General features: G+C 72.4%; 18 protein-coding genes. 13 read left to right on the top strand and 5 right to left on the bottom strand.

Annotated elements, in window-relative coordinates; genetic code table 11:
- Together uvrA and ACOJTC_RS17715 are read left to right on the top strand one after the other, a co-directional pair.
- Positions 1–1779 (top strand): excinuclease ABC subunit UvrA (uvrA, locus tag ACOJTC_RS17720; RefSeq protein ID WP_420117715.1); only part of this gene is annotated, 1779 nt, incomplete at its 5' end.
- A gap of 131 nt (positions 1780–1910) precedes the next feature.
- Positions 1911–2372, top strand: a complete 462-nt coding sequence (locus ACOJTC_RS17715; RefSeq protein WP_420117714.1) for a Rieske (2Fe-2S) protein — start codon at positions 1911–1913, stop codon at positions 2370–2372.
- Positions 2373–2420: 48 nt separating this feature from the next.
- On the opposite strand, the gene ACOJTC_RS17710 is transcribed toward ACOJTC_RS17715, so the two are convergent.
- Positions 2421–5663 carry a penicillin acylase family protein gene (locus tag ACOJTC_RS17710; RefSeq protein WP_420117713.1) on the bottom strand — a complete coding sequence of 1081 codons (3243 nt, stop codon included), beginning with the start codon at positions 5661–5663 and terminating at the stop codon, positions 2421–2423.
- A gap of 238 nt (positions 5664–5901) precedes the next feature.
- Between ACOJTC_RS17710 and ACOJTC_RS17705 the strand changes: the two genes are divergently transcribed.
- Together ACOJTC_RS17705 and uvrC are read left to right on the top strand one after the other, a co-directional pair.
- Complete coding sequence (locus ACOJTC_RS17705; protein ID WP_420117712.1) at positions 5902–7248, top strand: jacalin-like lectin; 1347 nt, start codon at positions 5902–5904, stop codon at positions 7246–7248.
- 10 nt (positions 7249–7258) lie between these two features.
- Positions 7259–9208: an excinuclease ABC subunit UvrC gene (gene uvrC, locus ACOJTC_RS17700; RefSeq protein ID WP_420117711.1), complete on the top strand. Its 1950-nt coding sequence runs from the start codon at positions 7259–7261 to the stop codon at positions 9206–9208.
- Positions 9209–9629: 421 nt separating this feature from the next.
- On the opposite strand, the gene recQ is transcribed toward uvrC, so the two are convergent.
- A complete protein-coding gene (gene recQ, locus ACOJTC_RS17695; protein ID WP_357935865.1) occupies positions 9630–11474 on the bottom strand; it encodes a DNA helicase RecQ in 1845 nt (614 codons plus the stop codon).
- Positions 11475–11589: 115 nt separating this feature from the next.
- Between recQ and ACOJTC_RS17690 the strand changes: the two genes are divergently transcribed.
- The 9 genes from ACOJTC_RS17690 (at position 11590) to ACOJTC_RS17650 (ending at position 19376) form a co-directional block, all read left to right on the top strand.
- Positions 11590–12075: a hypothetical protein gene (locus tag ACOJTC_RS17690; protein ID WP_420117710.1), complete on the top strand. Its 486-nt coding sequence runs from the start codon at positions 11590–11592 to the stop codon at positions 12073–12075.
- Positions 12076–12260: 185 nt separating this feature from the next.
- Positions 12261–13172, top strand: a complete 912-nt coding sequence (rapZ, locus tag ACOJTC_RS17685; protein ID WP_420117709.1) for an RNase adapter RapZ — start codon at positions 12261–12263, stop codon at positions 13170–13172.
- Positions 13169–14131 carry a gluconeogenesis factor YvcK family protein gene (locus ACOJTC_RS17680; RefSeq protein ID WP_420117708.1) on the top strand — a complete coding sequence of 321 codons (963 nt, stop codon included), beginning with the start codon at positions 13169–13171 and terminating at the stop codon, positions 14129–14131. The genes rapZ and ACOJTC_RS17680 overlap by 4 nt, the downstream gene beginning before the upstream one ends.
- 54 nt (positions 14132–14185) lie before the next feature.
- The gene (gene whiA, locus ACOJTC_RS17675) at positions 14186–15166 is read left to right on the top strand and encodes a DNA-binding protein WhiA (protein WP_067304387.1); all 981 of its coding nucleotides are present in this window, start codon (positions 14186–14188) and stop codon (positions 15164–15166) included.
- 338 nt (positions 15167–15504) lie between these two features.
- Positions 15505–16509, top strand: a complete 1005-nt coding sequence (gap, locus tag ACOJTC_RS17670) for a type I glyceraldehyde-3-phosphate dehydrogenase (protein ID WP_357935857.1) — start codon at positions 15505–15507, stop codon at positions 16507–16509.
- 52 nt (positions 16510–16561) lie between these two features.
- Positions 16562–17761 (top strand): phosphoglycerate kinase, encoded by a 1200-nt coding sequence (locus ACOJTC_RS17665; protein ID WP_420117707.1) that lies wholly within the window; start codon positions 16562–16564, stop codon positions 17759–17761.
- On the top strand, positions 17761–18552 hold the full coding sequence (gene tpiA, locus ACOJTC_RS17660; RefSeq protein WP_088645053.1) for a triose-phosphate isomerase: 792 nt from the start codon (positions 17761–17763) through the stop codon (positions 18550–18552). Before ACOJTC_RS17665 ends, tpiA begins: the two co-directional genes overlap by 1 nt.
- Positions 18553–18647: 95 nt before the next feature.
- The gene (gene secG / locus ACOJTC_RS17655; protein WP_088645052.1) at positions 18648–18908 is read left to right on the top strand and encodes a preprotein translocase subunit SecG; all 261 of its coding nucleotides are present in this window, start codon (positions 18648–18650) and stop codon (positions 18906–18908) included.
- A gap of 123 nt (positions 18909–19031) precedes the next feature.
- Positions 19032–19376, top strand: coding sequence for an RNA polymerase-binding protein RbpA (locus ACOJTC_RS17650; protein ID WP_302745032.1), 345 nt, complete (start codon positions 19032–19034; stop codon positions 19374–19376).
- Positions 19377–19425: 49 nt separating this feature from the next.
- On the opposite strand, the gene pgl is transcribed toward ACOJTC_RS17650, so the two are convergent.
- From pgl to zwf, 3 genes are all read right to left on the bottom strand, one after another.
- Positions 19426–20196, bottom strand: a complete 771-nt coding sequence (gene pgl, locus ACOJTC_RS17645) for a 6-phosphogluconolactonase (protein WP_420117706.1) — start codon at positions 20194–20196, stop codon at positions 19426–19428.
- A 159-nt stretch (positions 20197–20355) separates the two neighbouring features.
- Positions 20356–21369 carry a glucose-6-phosphate dehydrogenase assembly protein OpcA gene (locus ACOJTC_RS17640; RefSeq protein ID WP_204926088.1) on the bottom strand — a complete coding sequence of 338 codons (1014 nt, stop codon included), beginning with the start codon at positions 21367–21369 and terminating at the stop codon, positions 20356–20358.
- 46 nt (positions 21370–21415) lie between these two features.
- Positions 21416–22966 carry a glucose-6-phosphate dehydrogenase gene (gene zwf / locus ACOJTC_RS17635; RefSeq protein ID WP_420117716.1) on the bottom strand — a complete coding sequence of 517 codons (1551 nt, stop codon included), beginning with the start codon at positions 22964–22966 and terminating at the stop codon, positions 21416–21418.
- Positions 22967–23043 lie beyond the last annotated feature (77 nt).

The raw sequence follows: 23043 nt of genomic DNA, 5'->3' as shown, positions 1-23043 counted from the left end.
CGGCACACCGACACCGAGAGCGACTGGTCGCGCGACAAGTACGAGGGCTACATGCGCGACGTGCCCTGCGCGGCCTGCGGCGGCACCCGGCTCAAGCCCGAGGTGCTGGCGGTCACCATCGCCGGCAAGAGCATCGCCGAGGTGTGCAACCTGTCGGTGGGTGAGGCGGCCGAGCTGCTCGCCGGCATCGCGCTGACCGACCGGCAGAAGATGATCGCCGAGCGGGTGCTCAAGGAGATCAACGCCCGGCTGCGGTTCCTGCTCGACGTCGGCCTGGACTACCTCTCCCTGGACCGGCCGGCGGGCACCCTGTCCGGTGGCGAGGCGCAGCGCATCCGGCTGGCCACCCAGATCGGCTCCGGCCTGGTCGGCGTGCTCTACGTGCTCGACGAGCCGTCGATCGGCCTGCACCAGCGGGACAACCACCGGCTGATCGAGACCCTGCTGCGGCTGCGCGGCCTGGGCAACACCCTGATCGTCGTCGAGCACGACGAGGACACCATCCGGGTGGCCGACTGGATCGTCGACATCGGCCCCGGCGCGGGCGAGCACGGCGGCCGGATCGTGCACAGCGGTTCGGTGCCGGCGCTGCTGGACAATCCCGAGTCGGTGACCGGGGCGTACCTGTCGGGCCGGCGGGAGATCCCCACGCCGAAGCAGCGTCGGGCGCAGACGCCGGAGCGGGAGCTGGTGGTGCACGGGGCGCGCGAGCACAACCTGCGCAACCTGACCGTGCCGTTCCCGCTGGGTCAGCTCATCGCGGTCACCGGGGTCTCCGGCTCGGGCAAGTCGACGCTGGTCAACGACATCCTGTACGCGGTGCTGGCCAACCAGATCAACGGGGCGCGGCTGGTGCCGGGCCGGCACACCCGGGTCTCCGGGCTGGAGCACGTCGACAAGGTGGTCGGCGTCGACCAGTCGCCGATCGGCCGTACCCCACGCTCCAACCCGGCCACCTACACCGGGGTCTGGGACCACGTCCGCAAGCTGTTCGCCGAGACCACCGAGGCCAAGGTCCGGGGGTACGGCCCCGGCCGGTTCTCGTTCAACGTCAAGGGCGGCCGCTGCGAGGCGTGCTCCGGCGACGGCACCATCAAGATCGAGATGAACTTCCTGCCGGACGTCTACGTCCCGTGCGAGGTGTGCAAGGGTGCCCGCTACAACCGGGAGACCCTGGAGGTGCACTACAAGGGCAAGACCGTCTCCGACGTGCTGGAGATGCCGATCGAGGAGGCGGCCGAGTTCTTCTCCGCCATCCCGGCCATCCACCGGCACCTGCGCACGCTCAACGACGTGGGCCTGGGCTACGTCCGGCTGGGCCAGCCCGCGCCGACGCTGTCCGGCGGTGAGGCGCAGCGGGTCAAGCTGGCGTCGGAGTTGCAGAAGCGCTCCACCGGCCGCACGGTCTACGTGCTCGACGAGCCCACCACCGGCCTGCACTTCGAGGACATCCGCAAGCTGCTGATGGTGCTGGAGGGCCTGGTCGACAAGGGCAACACGGTGATCACCATCGAGCACAACCTCGACGTGATCAAGTCGGCCGACTGGCTGATCGACATGGGCCCCGAGGGCGGTCACCGGGGCGGCACCGTGCTCGCCACCGGCACCCCGGAAGAGGTCGCCGAGGTCGCCGAGAGCCACACCGGGCAGTTCCTGCGTTCGGTGCTCAAGCTCGACGGCCAGGCCCGGGGCGCGAAGGCGGCGGTGACCCGGGCGGCCCGCGCCAACGGCACGACGCCGAAGGCGCGTACCCGCAAGGTGCCGGCCAGGGCCAGCTGAGCCGGCGGGTCGGCCTGCTCCGCCCGGTGTTCCCGGGCGGCCGGGGTGAACCGTCGGGCACAGTGGTGCGTGTGCTCCAGTGAGCCGCGCGGGTCGACGACCGGCGGCAGCAGTCGAGAGAAAGGCCGGAGATGACAGACGACCAGGTGCCGACCGGGCCCGGTACGCAGACCCGACGTGCCCTGCTGGCCGGGGCCGGCGCGGTGGGGGCAGCGGTCCTCCTGACCGCCTGCGGCGACGACTCCGGTGACGAACCGGCCACCCCGGCCACCGGCGGACCGGCCGCGACCTCCGGCGGGTCCGGCGCCGCCGCGATCGCCAGGACCGGTGACATCCCGGTCGGCGGCGGCCAGGTCTACGCGGCGCAGGGCGTGGTGATCACCCAGCCGACGGCGGGGCAGTTCAAGGGGTTCGACCCGATCTGCACCCACCAGGGTTGCCCGGTGTCGAACGTCGACGGCGGGACGATCAACTGCACCTGCCACAACAGCAAGTTCGCCATCGCCGACGGCGCGGTCAGGGAGGGGCCGGCGACCAAACCGCTGGCCGCCAAGGAACTCAAGATCGACGGTGACCAGATCTCGCTGGCCTGACCGGCACCGGCCGGCCCGGAGGTCGTACGACGGGCCGGCCGGTCGGATTCAATGCGGGTAGACCGCCATCTCCCAGATCGAGTAGCCGTACGTGGTGGCCCGGGTCACCCCGTGCATCCGGACGTAGCGGGCGGTCGTGGTGGGGAAGGCCGCCACGTCGGTGCCGCCGTCGCCGGCCGTGGTCGACCACACCGTCCGCCACGTCGACCCGTCGGTCGACACCTCGATCCGGTACGACCGGGCGTACGCCGACTCCCAGGCCAGCGTCACCCGGCCCACCTGCCGGGCCGACCCGAGGTCCACGCTGAGCCACTGGTCGTCGGCCCAACTGCTCGCCCAGCGGGTGCCCAGGTCGGAGTCGACGGCCTTGGCCGCCCCGAAGAACAGCTCGCTGCCCGATGCGGTCGCCGTCCGGCCGGCGGCCAGGTTGGTCAGGTCGTCGCCCCGCCGGGCCGGGAACGACACCACCTGCTGGAAGGTGGGCCGGTTCTGCCAGGCGATGGTGGCGTGCTTGATCCCGCCCAGCGGCGACTGGATGATCGCGTCCGCGCACCACTGGTCACCGGCGGCGCAGCTCGCGTCGCCGGGGTACACCTGGGCCGCCGGGGTGGCCGCCGCGGTGCGCAACGTGTCCAGCAGCACCTGCCGGCAGCCGGCCAGGTTCCCGGCCCCGCAGTAGCCCCGGCCCAGCCCGCCGCGCACCGGGTCGCCGAGCACCGCGCGCAGGTCCTTGTCGACGTAGCCCCACCAGCCGTACTGGAAGGACGAGCCCTTGTGCGACTGGGCCTCGTTGGCCGAGGTCGGCAGGTTGGACTTGTCGCCCTGCTGGTATCCGGAGGGGGACTCGTTGATCTGGATCGCGTTGATCAGCGACTGGTAGAGGTCCGGGCCGAGCTGGTCGCGGAACATCCCCCGGACCAGTAGCGGCCACCAGGCGTCGAAGGTGCGGATCGCGTCGGCGTGCCGGTAGACCTTCGACCCCTTCGCCGTCTCCACCCGCAGCGCGCCGTCCTGCCGCCACGCCTTGAGCCGGCTGACCTCGGTGGCCAGCGCGGCGTCGGCGACGGGCTGGCTCTCCAGCACCCGGATCAGCTCGTCGAGCACCTCGGCCCCGCGCAGGTCGGTCACGCCGGCCTGCTCGACCAGCGCGGTCAGCGAGCCCCGGTCGAACTTCCGGCCGGCCGCAAGGCCCGCCTTGAGCGGGCGGTCCAGCAGGTCGGCCCGGTGCACCGCGCCGAAGCTGTAGTTGCCGTCCGCGCCGCCGAAGTCCTTGGCCTGCTTGTTGTTCCAGCTGACGTAGTAGTCCTGGTTGACCGACCGGGGGTGGGCGGCCAGCGGGGCGTAGCTTGCGGTGTTCGTCGCCGGGTCGAAGCCCTGCCACTCGTAGGCCGGCTCGGCCTTCATCGGCAGGTTCGGGTTGGACCCGGCGGCCCGCACCGGGTTCAGCCCGGAGTTGAAGTACGCCGACTCGGTGGAGTTGACGTAGAACCAGTTGAACGCGTACTCGACGTTGTTGGCCGAGGCGACGAAGGCGTCCGCCGAGCCCATCTGGGTCGGGTCGTTGAACATCTGGAAGCCGATCGCCGAGTCGGCCTCGTGCCGGTAGGTGGAGCGTAGCTGGGTGAACGCGTGCGGTCTGCCGCCCACCGTGCCCCGCCAGGACACCAGGCCGAGCTTCGTCCGCCAGGCCACCAGCTTGTACGACCCCTTGGCGGTGCCGTCGGCGAGGGTCGGGCTCCACTTGTTGACGTGCGCGAGCTGTTCCATCGCCACGCACTGCCCCCGGTAGAGGTAGTGGTCGGCGGCGAGGGTGGGGGCGCTGCCGTCGGTGGTGCACAGCGGCACCGCGTAGGTGTCGGTGATGTCGTGGATCGACGAGGTGGCGCTCCACGCGTAGTCCTGCCCCCGGCCGAGCAGCACGTAGAGGTTGAGACCGGCGAACGCCGCGCCCCGGGCGCTGATCCCCGGTCCCTGCAACTCCTGCACCATCAGCAGTTGCGGGGAGAAGTAGCCGGTCTGCGGGCCGAAGACCGCGACCGGGTGCCCGGTGGCCGAGTTCGCGGCCGAGACCACCGCCGCGTTGGACATGCCCCGGTGCGCCGGGCTGATGGTCAGCCCGGACAGCGCGGCGGCCAGCTCACCGGACGCGCCGACGCCGGTGGCACGGGCCGGGGCGGCGGTGCTGCCGGCGGAGCCGGTCGGGTCGGTGAAGATCGGCTCGACCTGGGCCGAGCCGGCGTCGGGCAGTGCCACGCTCGCCGCGTCCGGGGAGGCGTCGCCGTACGGGAAGCTCTGCCCGTCGTGCAGGGTCAGCACGGTCTCCGGGTCGTTCTGGTTGCGGAACGCCGTCCACACCCGGTCGCCCTCGGTGGCCCCGTACTTGGCGCGGGCGGCGATGCGGACCAGCGCGGACTGCATCTCGGTGCCGCCCCCGCCGCCGAACAGCCCGCCCACCACGCCGGCGATGGCGATCAGGTCGGTGAGCTGGAACGGCTCCGGGCCACCGGCGTTGGTGACCGCGTCCAGGTGGCCGGTCAGCACGTACTCTCCGGGGCAGTTGCGGGCGCCCATGCAGACGCCGATGTAGGCGTTGATGCCGGCGATGTACTCCTGCACGTCGGCGTAGAGCTGCTGGCCGCGCGGACCCTTCGTGCGCAGCGCCTCGACCTGCGCCTGGAGGTCCGCCTCGGTGTACGGCGAGTTGCGCCAGACGCTCTGCTCCAGCGCCCGGTTGCCGGGGGCGCCCCCGGCGAACGAGGTGAGGGTGCCCCGGCCGACGTGCCGCAGCAGGTCCATGGTGAACAGTCGGTCCTCGGCCCCGGCGTATCCCGCGCCGTACATCGTGCCGCCCCGGGTGGTGCCGGTGACGTGCGGGACGCCTGTCGCCTTGTCCCGCAGGATGCGGACGTCGGAACGGGGCGAGTAGTCGCGTTCGACCTGCCCCTGCGGCACCCCGAAGGAGGCGTCGTTGAAGAACGAGCCGATCTGTTCCTCACGTAGCCCGGCGTAGCCGTAGACCAGGTCGGCGTAGCGGCCGAGCTGGTCGGCGGAGTGCCGGGGCAGGGTGCCGAGGGTCTGGTTGCCCAGCACCTCGACGAGGGTGGCGTTGCCGTTCTGGCCGGGCGGCAGGATGTCGCCGCACTCGCCGAGGCAGTAGTCCTCGGGGGCGTAGGCGGTACGCGGCGCGGCGGCCTCGGCCGGTGTGGCGGGGGTCGCGGTGAGCAGGGCGGCGACGCTGATGCCGGCGGTCAGGCCGGCGAGCAGGCGGCGGACGGTGGGGGGACGGGGCATGCGATCCTCCGATGAGGATGGGGATCTTTACGTGAATAACATTCGGTTACCGGATGGTAATCTCCGTTCGTCGATATCGGAAGACGTCCATCGAGCCGCCGCCGGATCTTTACTCCGGAGTGTCGAGCCGGTCGGGGCGGGTGGATATCTTTCGATCCGGTACCGGGCCGACGCCCGCCGTCGACCCGCCCCCGACCGGTGCCCCCCGCCGGTTCCGCCGCTCCAGATTGGATCGTCGATGAAGGTCGTCCGTCTGCTCGCGTCCGCGACGCTGCTCGCGGTCGCGCTCACCCCGTCCGGGCCGGCCGCCGCCTCGGCCGCCCCCGCCCCCGCCGGGACCGCCGCCGCCCCCACCTCGGGGGCGTTCTCCGTGCTCACCTACAACGTCGCCGGCCTGCCCGACATCATCTCCAGCGGCGACCCGGCGACGAACACCCGACCGATCGGCGAACGGCTCGGCGGGTACGACATCGTGCACGTCCAGGAGGACTTCAACTACCACGCCGACCTGTACGCCACCGACCAGCACCCGTACCGGACGCCGACCAGCGGGGGTGTGCCGTTCGGCAGCGGCCTCAACACGCTGTCGAACTACCCGTACAGCGACTTCGCCCGGGTGAAGTGGAACTCCTGCAACGGCACCGACTGCCTCACCCCGAAGGGCTTCACCGCCAGCCGCATCCGGCTCGCCGAGGGCGTCTACGTCGACTTCTACAACGCCCACCCCAACGCCGGCACCACCGACGCCGACCTGGCCGCCCGCCGGTCCAACCTCAGCCAGCTCTCCGCGTACGTCGCCGCCAACTCGGCCGGCAACGCGGTGGTGCTGATGGGTGACCTGAACGTCCGTTACACCCGTACCGGTGACAACATCCGCGACCTGGTCGCGGCCAACGGGCTCACCGATGTCTGGGTGCAGCAGGAACGGGCCGGCCAGCCGCCGGCCGCCGGTGACCCGGCGCTGGTCTGCGACGAGGCCAACGTGACCGACTCCTGCGAGGTGGTCGACAAGATCCTCTACCGGGGCAACAAGCTGGTCCGGCTCGCCCTGAACCGCTACCACAACGAGCACGCCCGGTTCCTCACCCCGACCGGCGGGCCGCTGTCCGACCACTACCCGCACGCCGCCTGGTTCGACTGGACCCTCGACCCGACGCTGCGGGCCAGCGACACCTGGGGCGGCCCGCACGGCACCCCGTTCACCGACGCCGACCGGGTCGGCCCGGCGGTCACCCGGGTCACCCTGCGCGGCGGCTCCCGGCTCGACGCCGTCGGCGTCGACCTCGCCGACGGCGGCCAGCTGCGCCACGGCGGCACCGGCGGGACCGAGACCGGCCTCACCCTCGCCCCCGGCGAGCGGATCACCCAGGTCACCCTGACCCAGGGGCAGAAGGACGGCCGGACCAGGATCTTCTCGGCCCGGCTCAGCACCGACCAGGGTCGCGTCCTGGCCGCCGGTACGCCCACCTCGGCGGCGGTCACCTTCACCGCACCCGAGGGGGGTCGGCTGGCCGGCTTCTTCGGCCGCAGCGGCACCGAGGTCGACCAGCTCGGCGTGATCTGGAGTGTCGGGGGCAACGGATAGTCTCGGTGCCGTGGCTGATCCCTCGACCTACCGCCCCGCGACCGGCACGATCCCCGAGTCCCCCGGGGTCTACCGGGTCCGCGACGGCACCGGCCGGGTGATCTACGTCGGCAAGGCCAAGAGCCTGCGCAGCAGGCTCAACTCCTACTTCGCCGACCCGTGGGGGCTGCACGAGCGCACCCGGCAGATGGTCACCACGGCCGAGTCGGTCGACTGGGTCACCGTGGGTACCGAGGTCGAGGCGCTCCAGCTCGAATACACCTGGATCAAGCAGTACGACCCCCGGTTCAACGTCCGGTACCGCGACGACAAGTCGTACCCGTACCTGGCGGTCACCCTCGACGAGGAATACCCGCGGCTGCAGGTCATGCGGGGCGCGAAGCGTAAGGGCGTGCGGTACTTCGGGCCGTACTCGCACGCCTGGGCGATCCGCGAGACGCTCGACCTGCTGCTGCGGGTCTTCCCCGCCCGCACCTGCTCCGCCGGGGTGTTCAAGCGGGCCGGGCAGGTGGGCCGGCCCTGCCTGCTCGGCTACATCGGCAAATGCTCCGCACCCTGCGTGGGCACCGTCTCCGCCGAGGCGCACCGGGCGATCGTCGACAACTTCTGCGAGTTCATGGCCGGCCGCACCGACAGCATGGTGCGTCGCCTCGAACGCGAGATGACCGAGGCCAGCGAGCAGTTGGAGTTCGAGCGGGCGGCCCGGCTGCGCGACGACGTGGCCGCCCTGCGCCGGGCCATGGAGAAGCAGACCGTGGTGCTGGGCGACGGCACCGACGCCGACGTGGTCGCCTTCGCCGACGACCCCCTCGAAGCCGCCGTGCAGGTCTTCCACGTCCGCGACGGCCGGGTACGCGGCCAGCGCGGCTGGGTGGTGGAAAAGACCGAGGAGCTGACCACCGGTGACCTGGTGCACCACTTCTGCACCCAGGTCTACGGCGGCGAGCAGGGCGAGGCGGACGTCCCCCGGGAGTTGCTCGTCCCCGAGCTGCCCGGTGACGCCGACGCACTCGCCGACTGGCTCAGCGCCCGCCGGGGCAGCCGGGTGTCGCTGCGGGTGCCCCAGCGGGGCGACAAGAAGACCCTGCTGGAGACGGTGGGCCGCAACGCGAAGGACGCGCTGGCCCGGCACAAGCTCAAGCGGGCCGGCGACCTGACCACCCGGGGCAAGGCGCTCGACGAGATCAGCGAGGCGCTCGGCATGCGCACCTCGCCGCTGCGCATCGAGTGCTTCGACGTCTCCCAGATCCAGGGCACCGACGTGGTGGCCAGCATGGTCGTCTTCGAGGACGGGCTGCCCCGCAAGAGCGAGTACCGCCGGTTCATCGTCCGGGGCGCCACCGACGACCTGTCGGCGATGTCCGAGGTGCTGCGTCGGCGCTTCGCCCGCTACCTCGACGCCCGCGCCGAGACCGGCGAGCTGGGCGAGGAGACCGCGTCCGACCCCGACCGCCCCGGCATCGACCCGACCACCGGCCGGCCGCGCAAGTTCGCGTACCCGCCGCAGCTCGTGATCGTCGACGGTGGCGCCCCGCAGGTGGCGGCGGCGGCCCAGGCGCTGGCCGAGCTGGGCATCGACGACGTGGCACTGTGTGGGCTGGCCAAGCGGCTGGAGGAGGTCTGGCTGCCCGACGATGACTACCCGGTCATCCTGCCGCGTACCTCCGAGGGGCTCTACCTGCTGCAACGCGCCCGCGACGAGGCGCACCGGTTCGCCATCACCTTCCACCGGCAGCGGCGCTCCAAGCGGATGACCGAATCGGCCCTGGACACCGTCCCCGGGCTGGGCGAGGTACGCCGCAAGGCGCTGCTGCAACACTTCGGCTCACTCAAACGGCTCTCCGCCGCCACCGTGGAGGAGATCGTCGAGGTGCCCGGGGTGGGCCGCCGCACCGCCGAGGCGATCCTCGCCGCCCTCGACGGCGACTCGAAGACCACCGCCCCCACCCCGACCGACTGACCCCGTCGGGCCCTGGCCCGTCCCGGTCCCGGTCCGGGCGTCCGTCCCGGTCCGGGCGTCCGTCCCGGTCTCGGCGTCCGTCCAGGTCCCCGTCCGGCCGAGCCTGACCGGGCCCGTTGAGCTTGGCGTGATCAACTCGACTGGGGCGAAGTTGCGGTTTTCGGGGGCGGGGATGGTGCAACATCGGCCCAGTCGAGTGGATCAATGGCGGTGGGGCCGTGAGTGGGTCGGTCGGGGGTCGGGCGGGGGTGATGTTGCGGTTTTCGGGGGCGGGGATGGTGCAACATCGGCCCAGGTGAGTCGATCAATGGCGGTGGGGCCGCGAGCGGCCGGTCAGGGGTGGGGCGGGGGGCGAAGTTGCGGTATCCCACGGGCGGTATACCGCAACATCGGCCCACGGGGGTGGATCAAGGAGGGCCGGTCAGGGCTGGTCGGCGAGGACGGTGAGGATGGACTCGCCGTACTTGGCGAGCTTGTTCTCGCCGACGCCGCTGATCCTCGACAGCTCGGCCAGCGAGGTGGGGGCGTCGGTGGCGATCTGCCGCAGCGTCGCGTCGTGGAAGATCACGTACGCGGGCACGCCCTGTTCCTTGGCGGTGGCTCCCCGCCAGGCCCGCAGCCGCTCGAACAGCGACCCGGCCGCCGGGGACAGCTCGGCGACCACGGTGGCCGCGCCGCGTGGCTTCGCCGATCGGGCCGAGGCGACCTTCTCCGGCTCCCGGCGCATGGTCACCGTGCGGCGGCGGGCCAGCACCTCCGCGCTGGCCTCGGTGAGCGCCAGCGTGCCGTAGTCGCCCTCGACCGCCAACAGCCCCTCGGCGAGTAGTTGCCGGACCACCCCGCGCCACTCCGCCTCGCGCAGCTCGGTGCCGATGCCGAAGGTGCTCAGCGCGTCGTGGCCGTACTGGCTGATCTTGTCGTTCTGCTTGCCGAGCAGGATGTCGACGCAGTGCCCGGCCCCGAAGCGCTGGTTGCGTTCCCGGTCGAGCCGGTAGACGGTGGACAGCAGCTTCTGCGCGGCGACCGTGCCGTCCCAGGTCTCCGGCGGGGTCAGGCAGGTGTCGCAGTTGCCGCAGTCGCCCGTGCCGGACTGGCCGAAGTATTCGAGCAGTTGCACCCGGCGGCAGCGGACCGTCTCGCAGAGCGCCAGCATGGCGTCCAGGTGGGTGGCGAGGTTGCGTCGGTGGGCCAAGTCGCCGTCCGACGTCTCGATCATCTTGCGCTGCTGCACCACGTCCTGCAGGCCGTAGGCGAGCCAGGCGGTCGACGGCAGCCCGTCCCGGCCGGCGCGGCCGGTCTCCTGGTAGTAGCCCTCGACCGACTTGGGCAGGTCGAGGTGGGCCACGAACCGGACGTCCGGCTTGTCGATGCCCATCCCGAAGGCGATCGTGGCGACCATGACCAGGCCGTCCTCACGCAGGAACCGCTGCTGGTTGGCGGCGCGGGTGCCCGCGTCCAGGCCGGCGTGGTAGGGCAGCGCGGCGACCCCGTTGGCGACCAGGAACTCGGCGGTCTTGTCCACCGAGGCCCGGGACAGGCAGTAGACGATGCCGGCGTCGCCCGGGTGCTCGTCGCGCAGCAGGGCCAGCAACTGCTTGCGGGGCTCCTTCTTGGGCACGATCCGGTACTGGATGTTGGGCCGGTCGAAGCTCGCCACGAAGTGCTTCGCCTCGGTGAGCTGGAGCCGGGTGGCGATCTCGGCCCGGGTGGCGCTGGTGGCGGTCGCGGTCAACGCGATCCGGGGCACCGCGGGCCACCGTTCGTGCAGCATCGACAGGGCCAGGTAGTCGGGGCGGAAGTCGTGCCCCCACTGGGACACGCAGTGCGCCTCGTCGATGGCGAACAGGCCGATCCGCCCCCGGTCGAGCAGTTGCTGCACGCCCCGGGTGCCCAACGCCTCCGGGGCGAGGTAGAGCAGGTCCAGCTCACCGGCGACGAACGCCTGCTCGACCGCGCGCCGGGCCGCGTAGTCCTGGGTGGAGTTGAGGAAGCCGGCGCGGACGCCGACCGCCGTCAGCGCGTCCACCTGGTCCTGCATGAGGGCGATCAGCGGGGAGACGACCACCGCGACGCCGTCGCGGACCAGCGCCGGGACCTGGTAGCACAGCGACTTGCCGCCACCGGTGGGCATCAGCACCAGCGCGTCCCCGCCGGCCACCACGTGGTCGATGACCTCCTGCTGGAAGCCCCGGAAGGCGTCGTAGCCGAAGACCCGGCGGAGCACGTCGAGGGCGTCGGAGGCGCGCAGCTCGGTGGGGGAGACCATCCGGGGAGTCTACGGACCCGCACCGACACCGCCGGCCACGACGCCCCCGCGCCGTGCCACCGCCGGGCACCGCCCTGACGTCACCGGCGTCGGTCCGTTGCGGTTGGATGGCCCGATGGCGGTACGCATCGACATCGACGCACTCCGGGACGCGGCCGGGGCGGACGTCTGCGCAGCGGCGGACGAGCTGACGGTCGCCGGCCAGCCGGCGGAGATCAACCCGGCCGGCGGCGGGGTGACCGGGGTGATCCGTGCGGCGGGACAGCCGCCGTACGAGGTCTGGGTGGGGGTCACGGCGGACGGCTTCGCCACCGAGTGTGACTGCGCCGCCGACACCGATCTGTGTGCGCACGCGGTGGCCCTCACCGCCGCCGCGCTGGCCGACGGCTTCGCGTGGTCCTCGACGGCCACCCCCTGGGCGGATGCTGCGGTCGATCCCCGGGTCGCGGAGCTGACCGCGCTCGCGCAGGCTCTGCCCGCGCGTCGGCTGGCGACGTTGGTCGGCGAGTGGGCGGCCACGGACCCGGTGTGGGAGAGCGCGCTGCGGGCGCAGGCCGGCCACTCCGCCTCCCGCGCCGCCACCGAACACGACGACAGCTAGGCGACCGGGCCGCCACCGCCGGGGCAGGGAGGGCACACGGCGCTGGTCAGCTGCCGGGCCGGACCCATCGGGCAACCCGCCGTCGGGCGTGCCGGGATCGACGCCGCCCGCCGGGATAGAGTCGTCGACTGACCCTGTGCGGTACGGGGCCCGAGGGCCCGCCGCCACGAAGCGGGAGTGGTGGGATGGTCGAGGCGCGGACAACCGGCGGGTACGCCGAGGGCGGCACGGCGGAGTCGGACACCACGCTGGTGGTGGTCACCGGCCTGTCCGGCGGTGGCCGTAGCACCGTCGCCCGCGCCCTGGAGAACGTCGGCTACTACGTGGTGGACAACCTGCCGCAGGCGCTGATGCTGGACATGGCCGAGCTGGCGATGAAGGCCGGTGGGGCGGCCCGGCGTACCGCGATGGTGCTGGACGTCCGGTCGCGGGCCTTCTCCACCGACCTGGCCGGGGCGATCCGGGAGCTCAAGGAGCGCGGCTTCTCGCCCCGGGTGGTCTTCGTCGACGCCGACGACGAGGTGCTGATCCGACGGTTCGAGAGCGTCCGCCGCTCGCACCCGTTGCAGGGTGAGGGCCGGCTCGCCGACGGCATCGCCGTCGAGCGGGAGCTGCTGGAGGAGGCCCGGGACCAGGCCGATGTGATCATCGACACCAGCCACCTCAACGTCAACCAGCTCCGGCGCCGGGTCGAGGCGCTGTTCGGCGGGGAGGACGCCCGTCGGTTGCGGCTCACCGTGCTCTCCTTCGGCTTCAAGTACGGCCTGCCGCCGGACGCTGATTTCGTGCTCGACGCCCGGTTCCTCCCGAACCCGTACTGGGTGCCCGAGCTGCGGGAGCACACCGGGCGGGAGGCGGCGGTCAGCGCGTACGTGCTCGGCCAGGAGGGCGCGGACGCCTTCGTCGCCTCGTACGCCGAGCTGGTCAACGCCACCACCGCCGGGTTCGAACGCGAGGGCAAGCGGTACCTGACGGTCGCCGTCGGCTGCACCGGCGGCAAGCACCGCAGCGTGGCGATCGCCGAGGAGTTGGCCGAGCGGCTGCGCCAGTCGGGGCTGGCCGCCAACGCGCAGCACCGGGACCTGGGGCGGGAATGACGGCGATGTCGGTGGTCGCCTTCGGCGGGGGACACGGCCTGTCCGCCTCGCTGCGGGCGCTGCGGCACTGCGCCGGGGAACTCGAACTGGACATCACCGCCGTGGTCACCGTCGGCGACGACGGCGGCTCCAGCGGTCGGCTGCGCGCCGAGCGCGGCGGCCTGCCCCCGGGTGACCTGCGGCAGGCCCTGGTGGCACTGGCCGGCGACCATCCGGCCACCCGCCGCAGCGCCGGGCTGTTCCAGCACCGGTTCGCCGGTGACCCCCGCGACGGGCTGGCCGGTCACGCGGTGGGCAACCTGGTGCTCTGCGGCCTGATGGAGCAGCTCGGCGACCCGGTGGCCGCGCTCGCGCACGCCGGGGCGATGCTCGGCGCGGTCGGCCGGGTGCTGCCGATGTCCGCCGAGCCGCTGGACATCGAGGCCCGGGTCCGCGGGGTGGACCCGACCCGCCCCGACGAGGTCCGCACGGTGCACGGCCAGCGCCACGTGGCGGTGACCACCGGCACGGTGGAGGCGCTGCGGATCACCCCGGACGCGCCGGTGGCCTGTGCGGAGGCGGTGGCCGCGGTCGGCGGGGCGGACTGGCTGATCTTCGGGCCGGGGAGCTGGTACACCAGCGTCCTGCCGCACCTGCTGGTGCCGGGGTTGGCCGAGGCGATCGTGACCAGCCCGGCCCGCCGGCTGGTCACCCTGAACCTGGCCGCCGAGCAGGAGACCCTGGGGCTCTCGGTGGCCGACCACCTGGCCGCCCTGCGCTGGTACCTTCCGCAGCTCACCGTGGACTACGTGGTGGCCGACTCCAAGGCGGTGGGTGACCCCGAACCGGTCGGGCGTGCGGCAGAATCGCTTGGTGCCCGGTTGGTCCTCGCCCCGGTCGCCGTCGACGACGGCACACCCCGTCACGATCCGGCCGCCCTGGCTGCGGCACTGGTGCCTGTACTGGGCGCCGATCGTTAAGCACGTACGTAATCACCGGCGACACGCCGGTACCGGTCCGTGAGGGGGCGCACAATGGCGATGACGGCTGCGGTCAAGGACGAGCTGAGCCGGGTCGACGTGCCCAAGCCCTGCTGCCGGCGGGCGGAGATGGCCGCGCTGCTGCGGTTCGCCGGTGGGCTGCACATCGTCTCCGGTCGGGTGGTGGTGGAGGCCGAGCTGGACACCGGGGCGGTAGCCCGTCGGCTGCGCCGGGAGATCGCCGAGGTCTACGGCTATCCCAGCGAGATCCACGTGCTCGCCTCCGGTGGGCTGCGCAAGGGCAGCCACTTCATCGTCCGGGTGGTCAAGGACGGCGAGGCGCTGGCCCGGCAGACCGGCCTGCTCGACGTCCGGGGCCGGCCGGTACGCGGGCTGCCGCCGCACGTGGTGGCGGCGAACGTCTGCTGCGCGGTGTCGGCCTGGCGGGGCGCGTTCATGGCGCACGGCTCGCTGACCGAGCCGGGCCGCTCCAGCGCCCTGGAGATCACCTGCCCGGGTCCGGAGTCGGCGCTGGCCCTGGTCGGCGCGGCCCGCCGGATCGGCATCACCGCCAAGAACCGCGAGGTGCGCGGCGTGGACCGGGTGGTGGTCAAGGACGGTGACGCGATCGCCGCGCTGCTCACCCGGATCGGCGCCCACTCCAGCGTGCTGGCCTGGGAGGAGCGTCGGGTCCGCCGCGAGGTGCGGGCCACCGCCAACCGGCTGGCGAACTTCGACGACGCCAACCTGCGCCGCTCGGCGCGGGCCGCGGTGGCCGCCGCCGCCCGGGTCACCCGGGCGCTGGAGATCCTCGCCGACGACGCCCCGAACCACCTCACCTCGGCCGGTCAGCTCCGGCTGGAGCACCGGCAGGCGTCGCTGGAGGAGTTGGGCGCGCTGGCCGACCCGCCGTTGACCAAGGACGCGATCGCCGGGCGGATCCGCCGGCTGCTGGCGCTGGCCGACAAGCGGGCCCGTGACCTGGGCATCCCGGATACCGAAGCGGCAGTCACGCCGGACATGCTCGTGGTCTGATAGGACGGTGGGCCGCCATCCCGCGGGCGCGTGCGAGGCACGGGCCGGTGGGCGTGACGTGCCCCGGGTCGGGTGGGTGGGGCGTGCCGTGCCGTCGACCCGACGGGGTCACCACCCGCCGCATGGCGGCGGGGCACGCTCGGATAGGGTCGATGGGTACGGCAAGGGGGCCGGCACAGGCACTCCTCGCCGTGCACGCCGCCTCGGGCGGTCAGGTCCTCCCAGACCGTGGCGGGGTGGCCGAGACGAATCGTCAACGGCCGGCTCACCGGCCGGCGCACACACCTCCGCCGGCCCGTTCTGACGTCGGCGGACCAGAACGCGAGGAGATGGGACCTGTGACCATCCGGGTTGGCATCAACGGCTTCGGCCGCATCGGCCGTAACTTCTTCCGGGCCGTGCTGGCGTCCGGCGCCGACATCGAGGTCGTCGCCGTGAACGACCTGACCGACAACGCGACGCTCGCCCACCTGCTCAAGTACGACAGCATCCTCGGTCGCCTGCCGCACGAGGTCAAGGCCACCGCCGACGAGATCACCGTCGGTGGCAAGACCATCAAGGCGTTCGCCGAGAAGGACCCGGCGAAGCTGGCGTGGGGCGACGCCGGCGCGGACGTCGTCATCGAGTCCACCGGTTTCTTCACCGACGGCACCAAGGCCAAGGCGCACATCGACGGCGGGGCCAAGAAGGTCATCATCTCCGCCCCGGCGAAGAACGAGGACGTCACGGTCGTCATGGGCGTGAACCACGACCAGTACGACCCGGCCAAGCACACCATCATCTCCAACGCGTCGTGCACCACGAACTGCCTGGCCCCGATGGCGAAGGTCCTGCAGGACACCTTCGGCATCGAGAAGGGCCTGATGACCACGATCCACGCGTACACGCAGGACCAGAACCTCCAGGACGCGCCGCACAAGGACCTGCGTCGCGCCCGCGCCGCCGCGCTGAACATCGTCCCCACCTCGACCGGTGCCGCCAAGGCGATCGGGCTGGTGCTGCCGGTGCTCAAGGGCAAGCTGGACGGTTACGCGCTGCGGGTGCCGATCCCGACCGGCTCGGCCACCGACCTGACCGTCGAGGTCGGCCGGGAGACCACCGTGGACGAGGTCAACGCCGCGATCAAGGCTGCCGCGGACGGCCCGCTCAAGGGCATCCTGGTCTACAACGAGGACCCGATCGTCTCGTCCGACATCGTCACCGACCCGGCGTCGTGCATCTTCGACGCGCCGCTGACCAAGGTCATCGGCAACCAGGTGAAGGTCGTCGGCTGGTACGACAACGAGTGGGGCTACTCCAACCGGCTCGTCGACCTGGTCAAGCTGGTGGGTTCCTCGCTGTGAGTGCGAGCAGTGAGCTTGCGAGCCCCGCAGTCACGAACGGAGAGTTAGCTCTGTGAGCATCCGCAACCTCGACGACCTGCTCGCCGAGGGGGTGTCGGGTCGGCGCGTGCTGGTGCGCGCCGACCTGAACGTCCCGCTCGACAAGCAGACCGGGGAGATCACCGACGACGGCCGGATCCGGGCCGTCCTGCCCACCCTGGGCGCGCTCGTGCAGGCCGGGGCGAAGGTCGTGGTCTGCTCGCACCTGGGTCGCCCGAAGGGTGCCCCGGACCCGCAGTACAGCCTCCGCCCGGTCGCCGGGCGGCTCGGTGAGCTGCTCGACGCGCCTGTGCACTTCGCCACCGACACCGTCGGCGAGTCCGCCCGCGCCACCGTGGACGCGCTGGCCGACGGCCAGGTGGCCCTGCTGGAGAACCTCCGCTTCAACAAGGGGGAGACCAGCAAGGACGACACCGAGCGGGGGGCCTTCGCCGACCAGCTCGCCGCGTTCGGCGAGGCGTACGTGGACGACGCGTTCGGCGCGGTGCACCGCAAGCACGCCAGCGTCCACGACGTACCGGCCCGGCTGCCGCACGTGGCGGGCCGGCTGGTGCTGCGTGAGGTGGAGGTGCTGTCCCGGCTGACCGGCGAGCCGGAGCGCCCGTACGTGGTGGTGCTCGGCGGTTCCAAGGTCTCCGACAAGCTGGCGGTCATCGAGGCGCTGCTGCCGACCGTCGACCGGCTGCTCATCGGCGGCGGGATGTGCTTCACCTTCCTCAAGGCCCAGGGCCACGAGGTGGGCACCTCGCTGCTGGAGGAGGAGATGGTCGAGACCTGCGGCAACCTCCTGGCCCGTGCCGACGGCAAGATCCTGCTCCCGGTCGACGTGGTGGCGGCCGACGCCTTCGCCCCGGACGCCGCGCACGACACGGTGCCGGCCGACGGCATCCCCAGCCACCGGCTCGGCCTGGACATCGGCCCGGAGACGGTGGCCGGCTTCACCGCCGCGCTCGCCGGGGCGAAGACGGTCTTCTGGAACGGCCCGATGGGCGTGTTCGAGATGCCGGCGTTCGCGGGCGGCACCCGGGGGGTCGCCGAGGCGATCACCAAGACCGACGCGTTCACCGTGGTCGGTGGCGGTGACTCCGCTGCGGCAGTGCGCTCGCTTGGGCTGGACGAGTCCGGTTTCAATCACATCTCCACCGGTGGCGGCGCCTCCCTGGAATACCTGGAGGGCAAGACCCTCCCCGGCATCGCGGCCCTGGAGAACTGATGGCGAGCGTCACCCGCCGGCCGCTGATGGCCGGCAACTGGAAGATGAACCTCAACCACCTCGAGGCCAACCTGCTGGTGCAGAAGCTGGCCGCGAGCCTCACCGAGCAGCAGCTCACCGCCGTCGAGACGGTGGTCCTGCCGCCCTTCACCGACCTGCGCACCGTGCAGACCGCGGTGGACGGCGACAAGCTGCTCATCGGCTACGGCGGGCAGGACCTGTCGCCGTACCAGTCCGGCGCGTACACCGGGGACATCTCCGGGGCGATGCTGGCCAAGCTGGGCTGCACCTACGTGGCGGTCGGGCACTCGGAGCGGCGGCAGTACCACTACGAGGACGACGCGATCGTCAACGCGAAGGTGGCCGCCGCGCTGGCCAACGGGCTCACCCCGATCCTCTGCATCGGTGAGGGCCTGGAGATCCGCGAGCAGCTGCGGCACGTCCCGCACTGCTGCGACCAGCTCGACGGCGCCCTCAAGGGGCTCACCGCCGAGCAGGTCACCAAGGTCGTGGTCGCGTACGAGCCGGTCTGGGCGATCGGCACCGGCAAGACGGCCACCCCCGAGGACGCCCAGGAGGTCTGCGGGGAGGTCCGCAAGCGGCTGGTCGAGACCTACGACCAGGGCACCGCCGACCAGGTCCGGATCCTCTACGGCGGCTCGGTGAAGTCGTCGAACGTCGCGTCGATCATGTCCCAGCCGGACGTGGACGGGGCGTTGGTGGGCGGGGCCAGCCTCGACGCCGAGGAGTTCGCGAAGATCTGCCGCTTCCCGGAGCACACGGTCGCCTGATCGCTCGCTATTCTTGACTCCGCCCGTCCACCGGTCGGTGCCGCCGTGCCCGATCTGTCCGGGCGAGGATCGTAACGAGAGGACTGACCCCAGCCATGCCGATCTGGTTCGCATACACGTTGATCGTGTTGCTGGTCATCACGAGCGTTCTGCTCACCATGCTCATCCTGCTGCACCGGGGTAAGGGCGGCGGGCTGTCGAGCATGTTCGGCGGTGGGGTCAGCTCCAGCCTGGCCGGCTCGTCGGTGGCCGAGAAGAACCTGGACCGCTACACCGTCCTGGTGAGCATCGTCTGGTTCGCCTGCATCGTCGGGCTCGGCCTCTGGCTCCGGCTCCAGCTCAACAGCGGGTCCTGAGCGACACGATCAGGTCGTACAATCTGCGCGCGGTCCGTCACGGACCGCGCGCAGTTGTTTTCTCCGCCACCGTCGCCCACCGCCAGCCTCAGGCGGTGGTCCCCTCCGACGACAGGAGCGAGTGTGCCCAGTGGCAACGTCATCCGCGGTTCCCGGATCGGTTCGGGGCCGGAACGCCCCACCGAACGGTACGAGCCGGCCCCCCGCCGCGCGGTCACCTACTGGTGCCGCAACGACCACGCCACCGAGATCCGGTTGGCGTTGGACGCCGAGGAGCCGGCCGTCTGGGACTGTCCGCGCTGCGGCCTGCCCGCCGGCCAGGACGCCCAGAACCCGCCCGGACGTACCCGTCCCGAGCCCTACAAGACCCACCTGGCGTACGTGAAGGAACGGCGTACCCCGGAGGAGGGGGAGGCGCTGCTGGCCGAGGCGTTGGCCGCGCTGCGCCGCCGCCGCGGCCGGGAGTGACCACCGCGGCGGCGTGAGCCGACCGGCGGGCGGGCGGACCGCCCGGCGCTCAGCGCAGGCTGCGCAGCCGGGTCGGCACGTCGGCCGCCGCCGCCCGGTCGAGCAGCCACAGGGTCCGCGAGACGCCCTGCACCCCGGCCGCCGGGAGCTGCTTCGGGCCGGCCCCGGCCAGCGCCATTCCCACCGCCCGTGCCTTGTCGGCCCCGCTGGCGACCAGCCAGACCTCCTCGGCGGTGTTGATCGCCGGCAGGGTGAGGGTGGTCCGCACCGGCGGCGGCTTCGGGCTGCCCCGCACCGCGCTGACCGGCCGGGTGTCGTGGTGCACCGGGTGCTCGGGGAAGACCGACGCCACGTGCCCGTCCTCACCGACACCCAGCATCAGCACGTCGAAGTGGGGCAGCGCGGCATGCCCGGGCCGGGCCGCCCGGGCCAGCTCCTCGGCGTACGCGGCGGCACCGGCCTCCGGGTCGTCGCCGGTCGGGCCGTCGGTGGCCGGCATCGGGTGCACCCGGGCCGGGTCCAGCGGCATCGCGTCCAGCAGCGCGGCGCGGGCCTGCGTCTCGTTGCGCTCCGGGTCGCCCGCCGGCAGGAACCGCTCGTCGCCCCACCAGACGTCCACCCGGGACCAGTCGACGGCGTCGTGGGCGGGCAACGCGCCCACCGCCCGGTAGACCGCCGCGGCGATCCGCCCCCCGGTCAGCACGATCGACGCCGCGCCCCGCTCCGCCTGCGCGTCGAGCAGCTTCACCACCAGCCGGGCCGCCACCGCCTGCGCCAGCAGGTCGGCGTCGGCGTGCACGGCGACACTCGCCTCACTCATGTTGGCCTTTCCTGACCGCGCGACGCGGTCCTGGTCGTCGTGGCGGGAACCGGTCGGCCCGCCGGGTGCCGGTGGGGAACTCGTCGTGCCGGGCCGCCCGTGGGCGGGCAGGCACCGTACGCCGGTGGGCGGCCCCGCAGGACCGCCCACCGGCGTACGTCAGGATGCGCTGGTGCCGGCGTGTGTGCTGACGCCGGCCTCCGCCCGGCGCGCGGTGGCCGGGTCCTTCCAGACGTGCACCCGCTGCGCCGGGCGCTGCTCCAGGCCGGACAGGCCGGCCGCCGCGCCCAACGCCTCGGCGTACACCTGGTCGGTGTCGAGCCGGCGCAGCTCCTCGGCCAGCTCGTCACCGAGCGGCCGGCGCACCAGCGGCAGCACCCGATCGTCCTGGCCGGTACGCCGGAACGTCGCCAGGCTGTCGTCCCGGGTCAGCGTCAGCTCGTCACCGTTTTCGCAACGTAGCTGCACCTGACGCATCCTCGGGTGGTCGTCGGTGTGCTGCCACTGCGGGTCGATGCCGAGCCGGGCGGCCAGCCAACCCCGCATCAGCGCCGCCGTCGGGTCGGTACGCGGGGCCACCACCGTCGCCTCGGTGACCCGCGCCTCGGTGGTGTCGAACGCCCCGGCGACCAGGGTGCGCCACGGGGTGATCCGGGTCCACGCCAGGTCGGTGTCCCCGGGGGCGTAGTCCCGCGCCCGCTCCCGCAGCGCCTCGATCGGGTCGACGGCCTGCGCGCAGTCGGTGATCCGCCGGTCGGCGACCACCCCGAGGAAGTCGGTGGCGATCTCCGCCGGTGGTTCGCCGTGCCACCAGGTGACCACCGGCACGTCCGGCACCAGCAGCGGCATCACCACCGACTCGGCGTGCAGGGCGAGCCGGCCGTACATCCGGGTCACCACCGCCTCGCACGGGCCCAGCCGGCCGCCGACGACGATCTCCGCGTCCAACCGGTTGCGTTCCCGCTCCACGTCGGCGCGGACGACGACGAGCAGCCGGCACGGGTGCGCGGCGGCGGCGATGGTGGCCGCCGCCTCCGCGTCCCGGACCCGCTTCTCGTCGACCACGACGATCAGGGTGAGCGCCATCCCACTGGCCACCCCGCCGGCGCTGCGCCGCTCGGCGGCGAGCGCCTTGACCACCTCGTTGCCGGTGGTGTCCCACAGCCCGATCACTGGTGCCTCCCGGTCCGCCCGCTGTGCCTGCTACCTACCTGCCCGTTCACGCCCGCCGCCAGGCGCGGCCCTCGCGGGCCAGCATCTCGTCGGCGGCCCGGGGACCCCACTCGCCGGAACGGTACGGCTCCGGCTTGGTGCCCTCCCAGGCGTGCTCCAGCGGGTCCACCACCGCCCAGCTCTGCTCCACCTCGGCGGCGTCCGGGAAGAGCGTCCGGTCGCCGATCAGCACGTCCAGCACCAGCCGCTCGTACGCCTCGGGGCTGGACTCGGTGAACGCCTCGCCGTACTGGAAGTCCATCGCGATGTCGCGGACCTCCATCGTGGTGCCGGGCACCTTCGACCCGAACTTCAGCACCACGCCCTCGTCCGGCTGCACCCGGATGACGAGCTGGTTGTTGCCCAGCGACTCCATGTCGGCCGTGTTGAACGGCAGGTGCGGCGCCTTCTTGAACATGATGGCCACCTCGGTGACCCGCCGGGGCAGCCGCTTGCCGGCCCGGATGTAGAACGGCACCCCGGCCCAGCGCCGGTTCTGGATGCCCAGCTCGACGGCCACGTACGTCTCGGTGGTCGAGTCGGCGGGGACGCCCTCCTCGTCGAGGTAGCCGACGGCCCGCTGGCCGCCCACCCAACCGGGCAGGTACTGGCCACGTACGGTGTCCCGGGCGACGTCCTTCGGCAGGGTGATCGCCTTGAGCACCTTCAGCTTCTCGGCCCGGATCTCGTCGGCGTCGAAGCTGGTGGGCTCCTCCATGGCGACCAGGGCGAGCAGTTGGAGCAGGTGGTTCTGGAGCACGTCGCGGGCGGTGCCGACCGAGTCGTAGAAGCCGGCCCGGGTGCCGATGCCGACGTCCTCGGCCATGGTGATCTGCACCGAGTCGACGTACTTGGAGTTCCACAGCGGCTCGAACAGGTTGTTGGCGAACCGCAGGGCGAGGATGTTCTGGACCGTCTCCTTGCCGAGGTAGTGGTCGATCCGGAAGACGTCCTGCCGGGTGAACACGTCGTCGACCAGGTCGTTGAGTTCCTTGGCCGAGGGCAGGTCGTTGCCGAACGGTTTCTCCACCACCACCCGCCGCCAGCCGCCGCACTTCTCGTTGTCGGCCATTCCGGTGCGGGCCAGTTGCTTGAGCACCACCGGGAAGGCCGTCGGGGGGATGGAGAAGTAGAACGCGGCGTTGCCGTGGATGCCGTGGCTGTCACGCAGCTGGTTCAGCGTCGCGGCGAGCTTGTCGAAGGCGGCGTCGTCGTCGAACGAGCCACCGACGAACTTGATGTTGCCGGCCAGCCGGCCCCACACCTCCTCGCGCCACGGTGTCCGGGCGTGCTGCTTGGCCGACTCGTGGGCCAACGCCTCGAAGTCGCCGTCGCCCCAGTCGCGGCGGGCGAAGCCCAGCACCACGAAACCGGGGGGCAGCAGGCCCCGGTTGGCCAGGTCGTAAACCGCCGGCAGCAGCTTCGTGCGCGCCAGGTCACCGGTCACCCCGAAGATCACCAGGGCGCACGGCTCCGGGATCCGGGGGAGTCGTCGGTCCTGCGCGTCGCGCAGCGGATTCACGCCGCCTCCTCGCTCCGTGTGGTCCATGTCGTCCATCGTCACGCCCGCCATCGTCCGATCGCATCCAGCAGCCGGGCCGGCCCGGCCGGCCTGTCGGTCAGGTACGGCGGTGG

Source organism: Micromonospora sp. (genome assembly GCF_048594385.1).
GTDB classification, from domain to species: domain Bacteria; phylum Actinomycetota; class Actinomycetes; order Mycobacteriales; family Micromonosporaceae; genus Micromonospora; species Micromonospora wenchangensis.
This window is presented reverse-complemented; position numbering and strand designations above follow the sequence as displayed.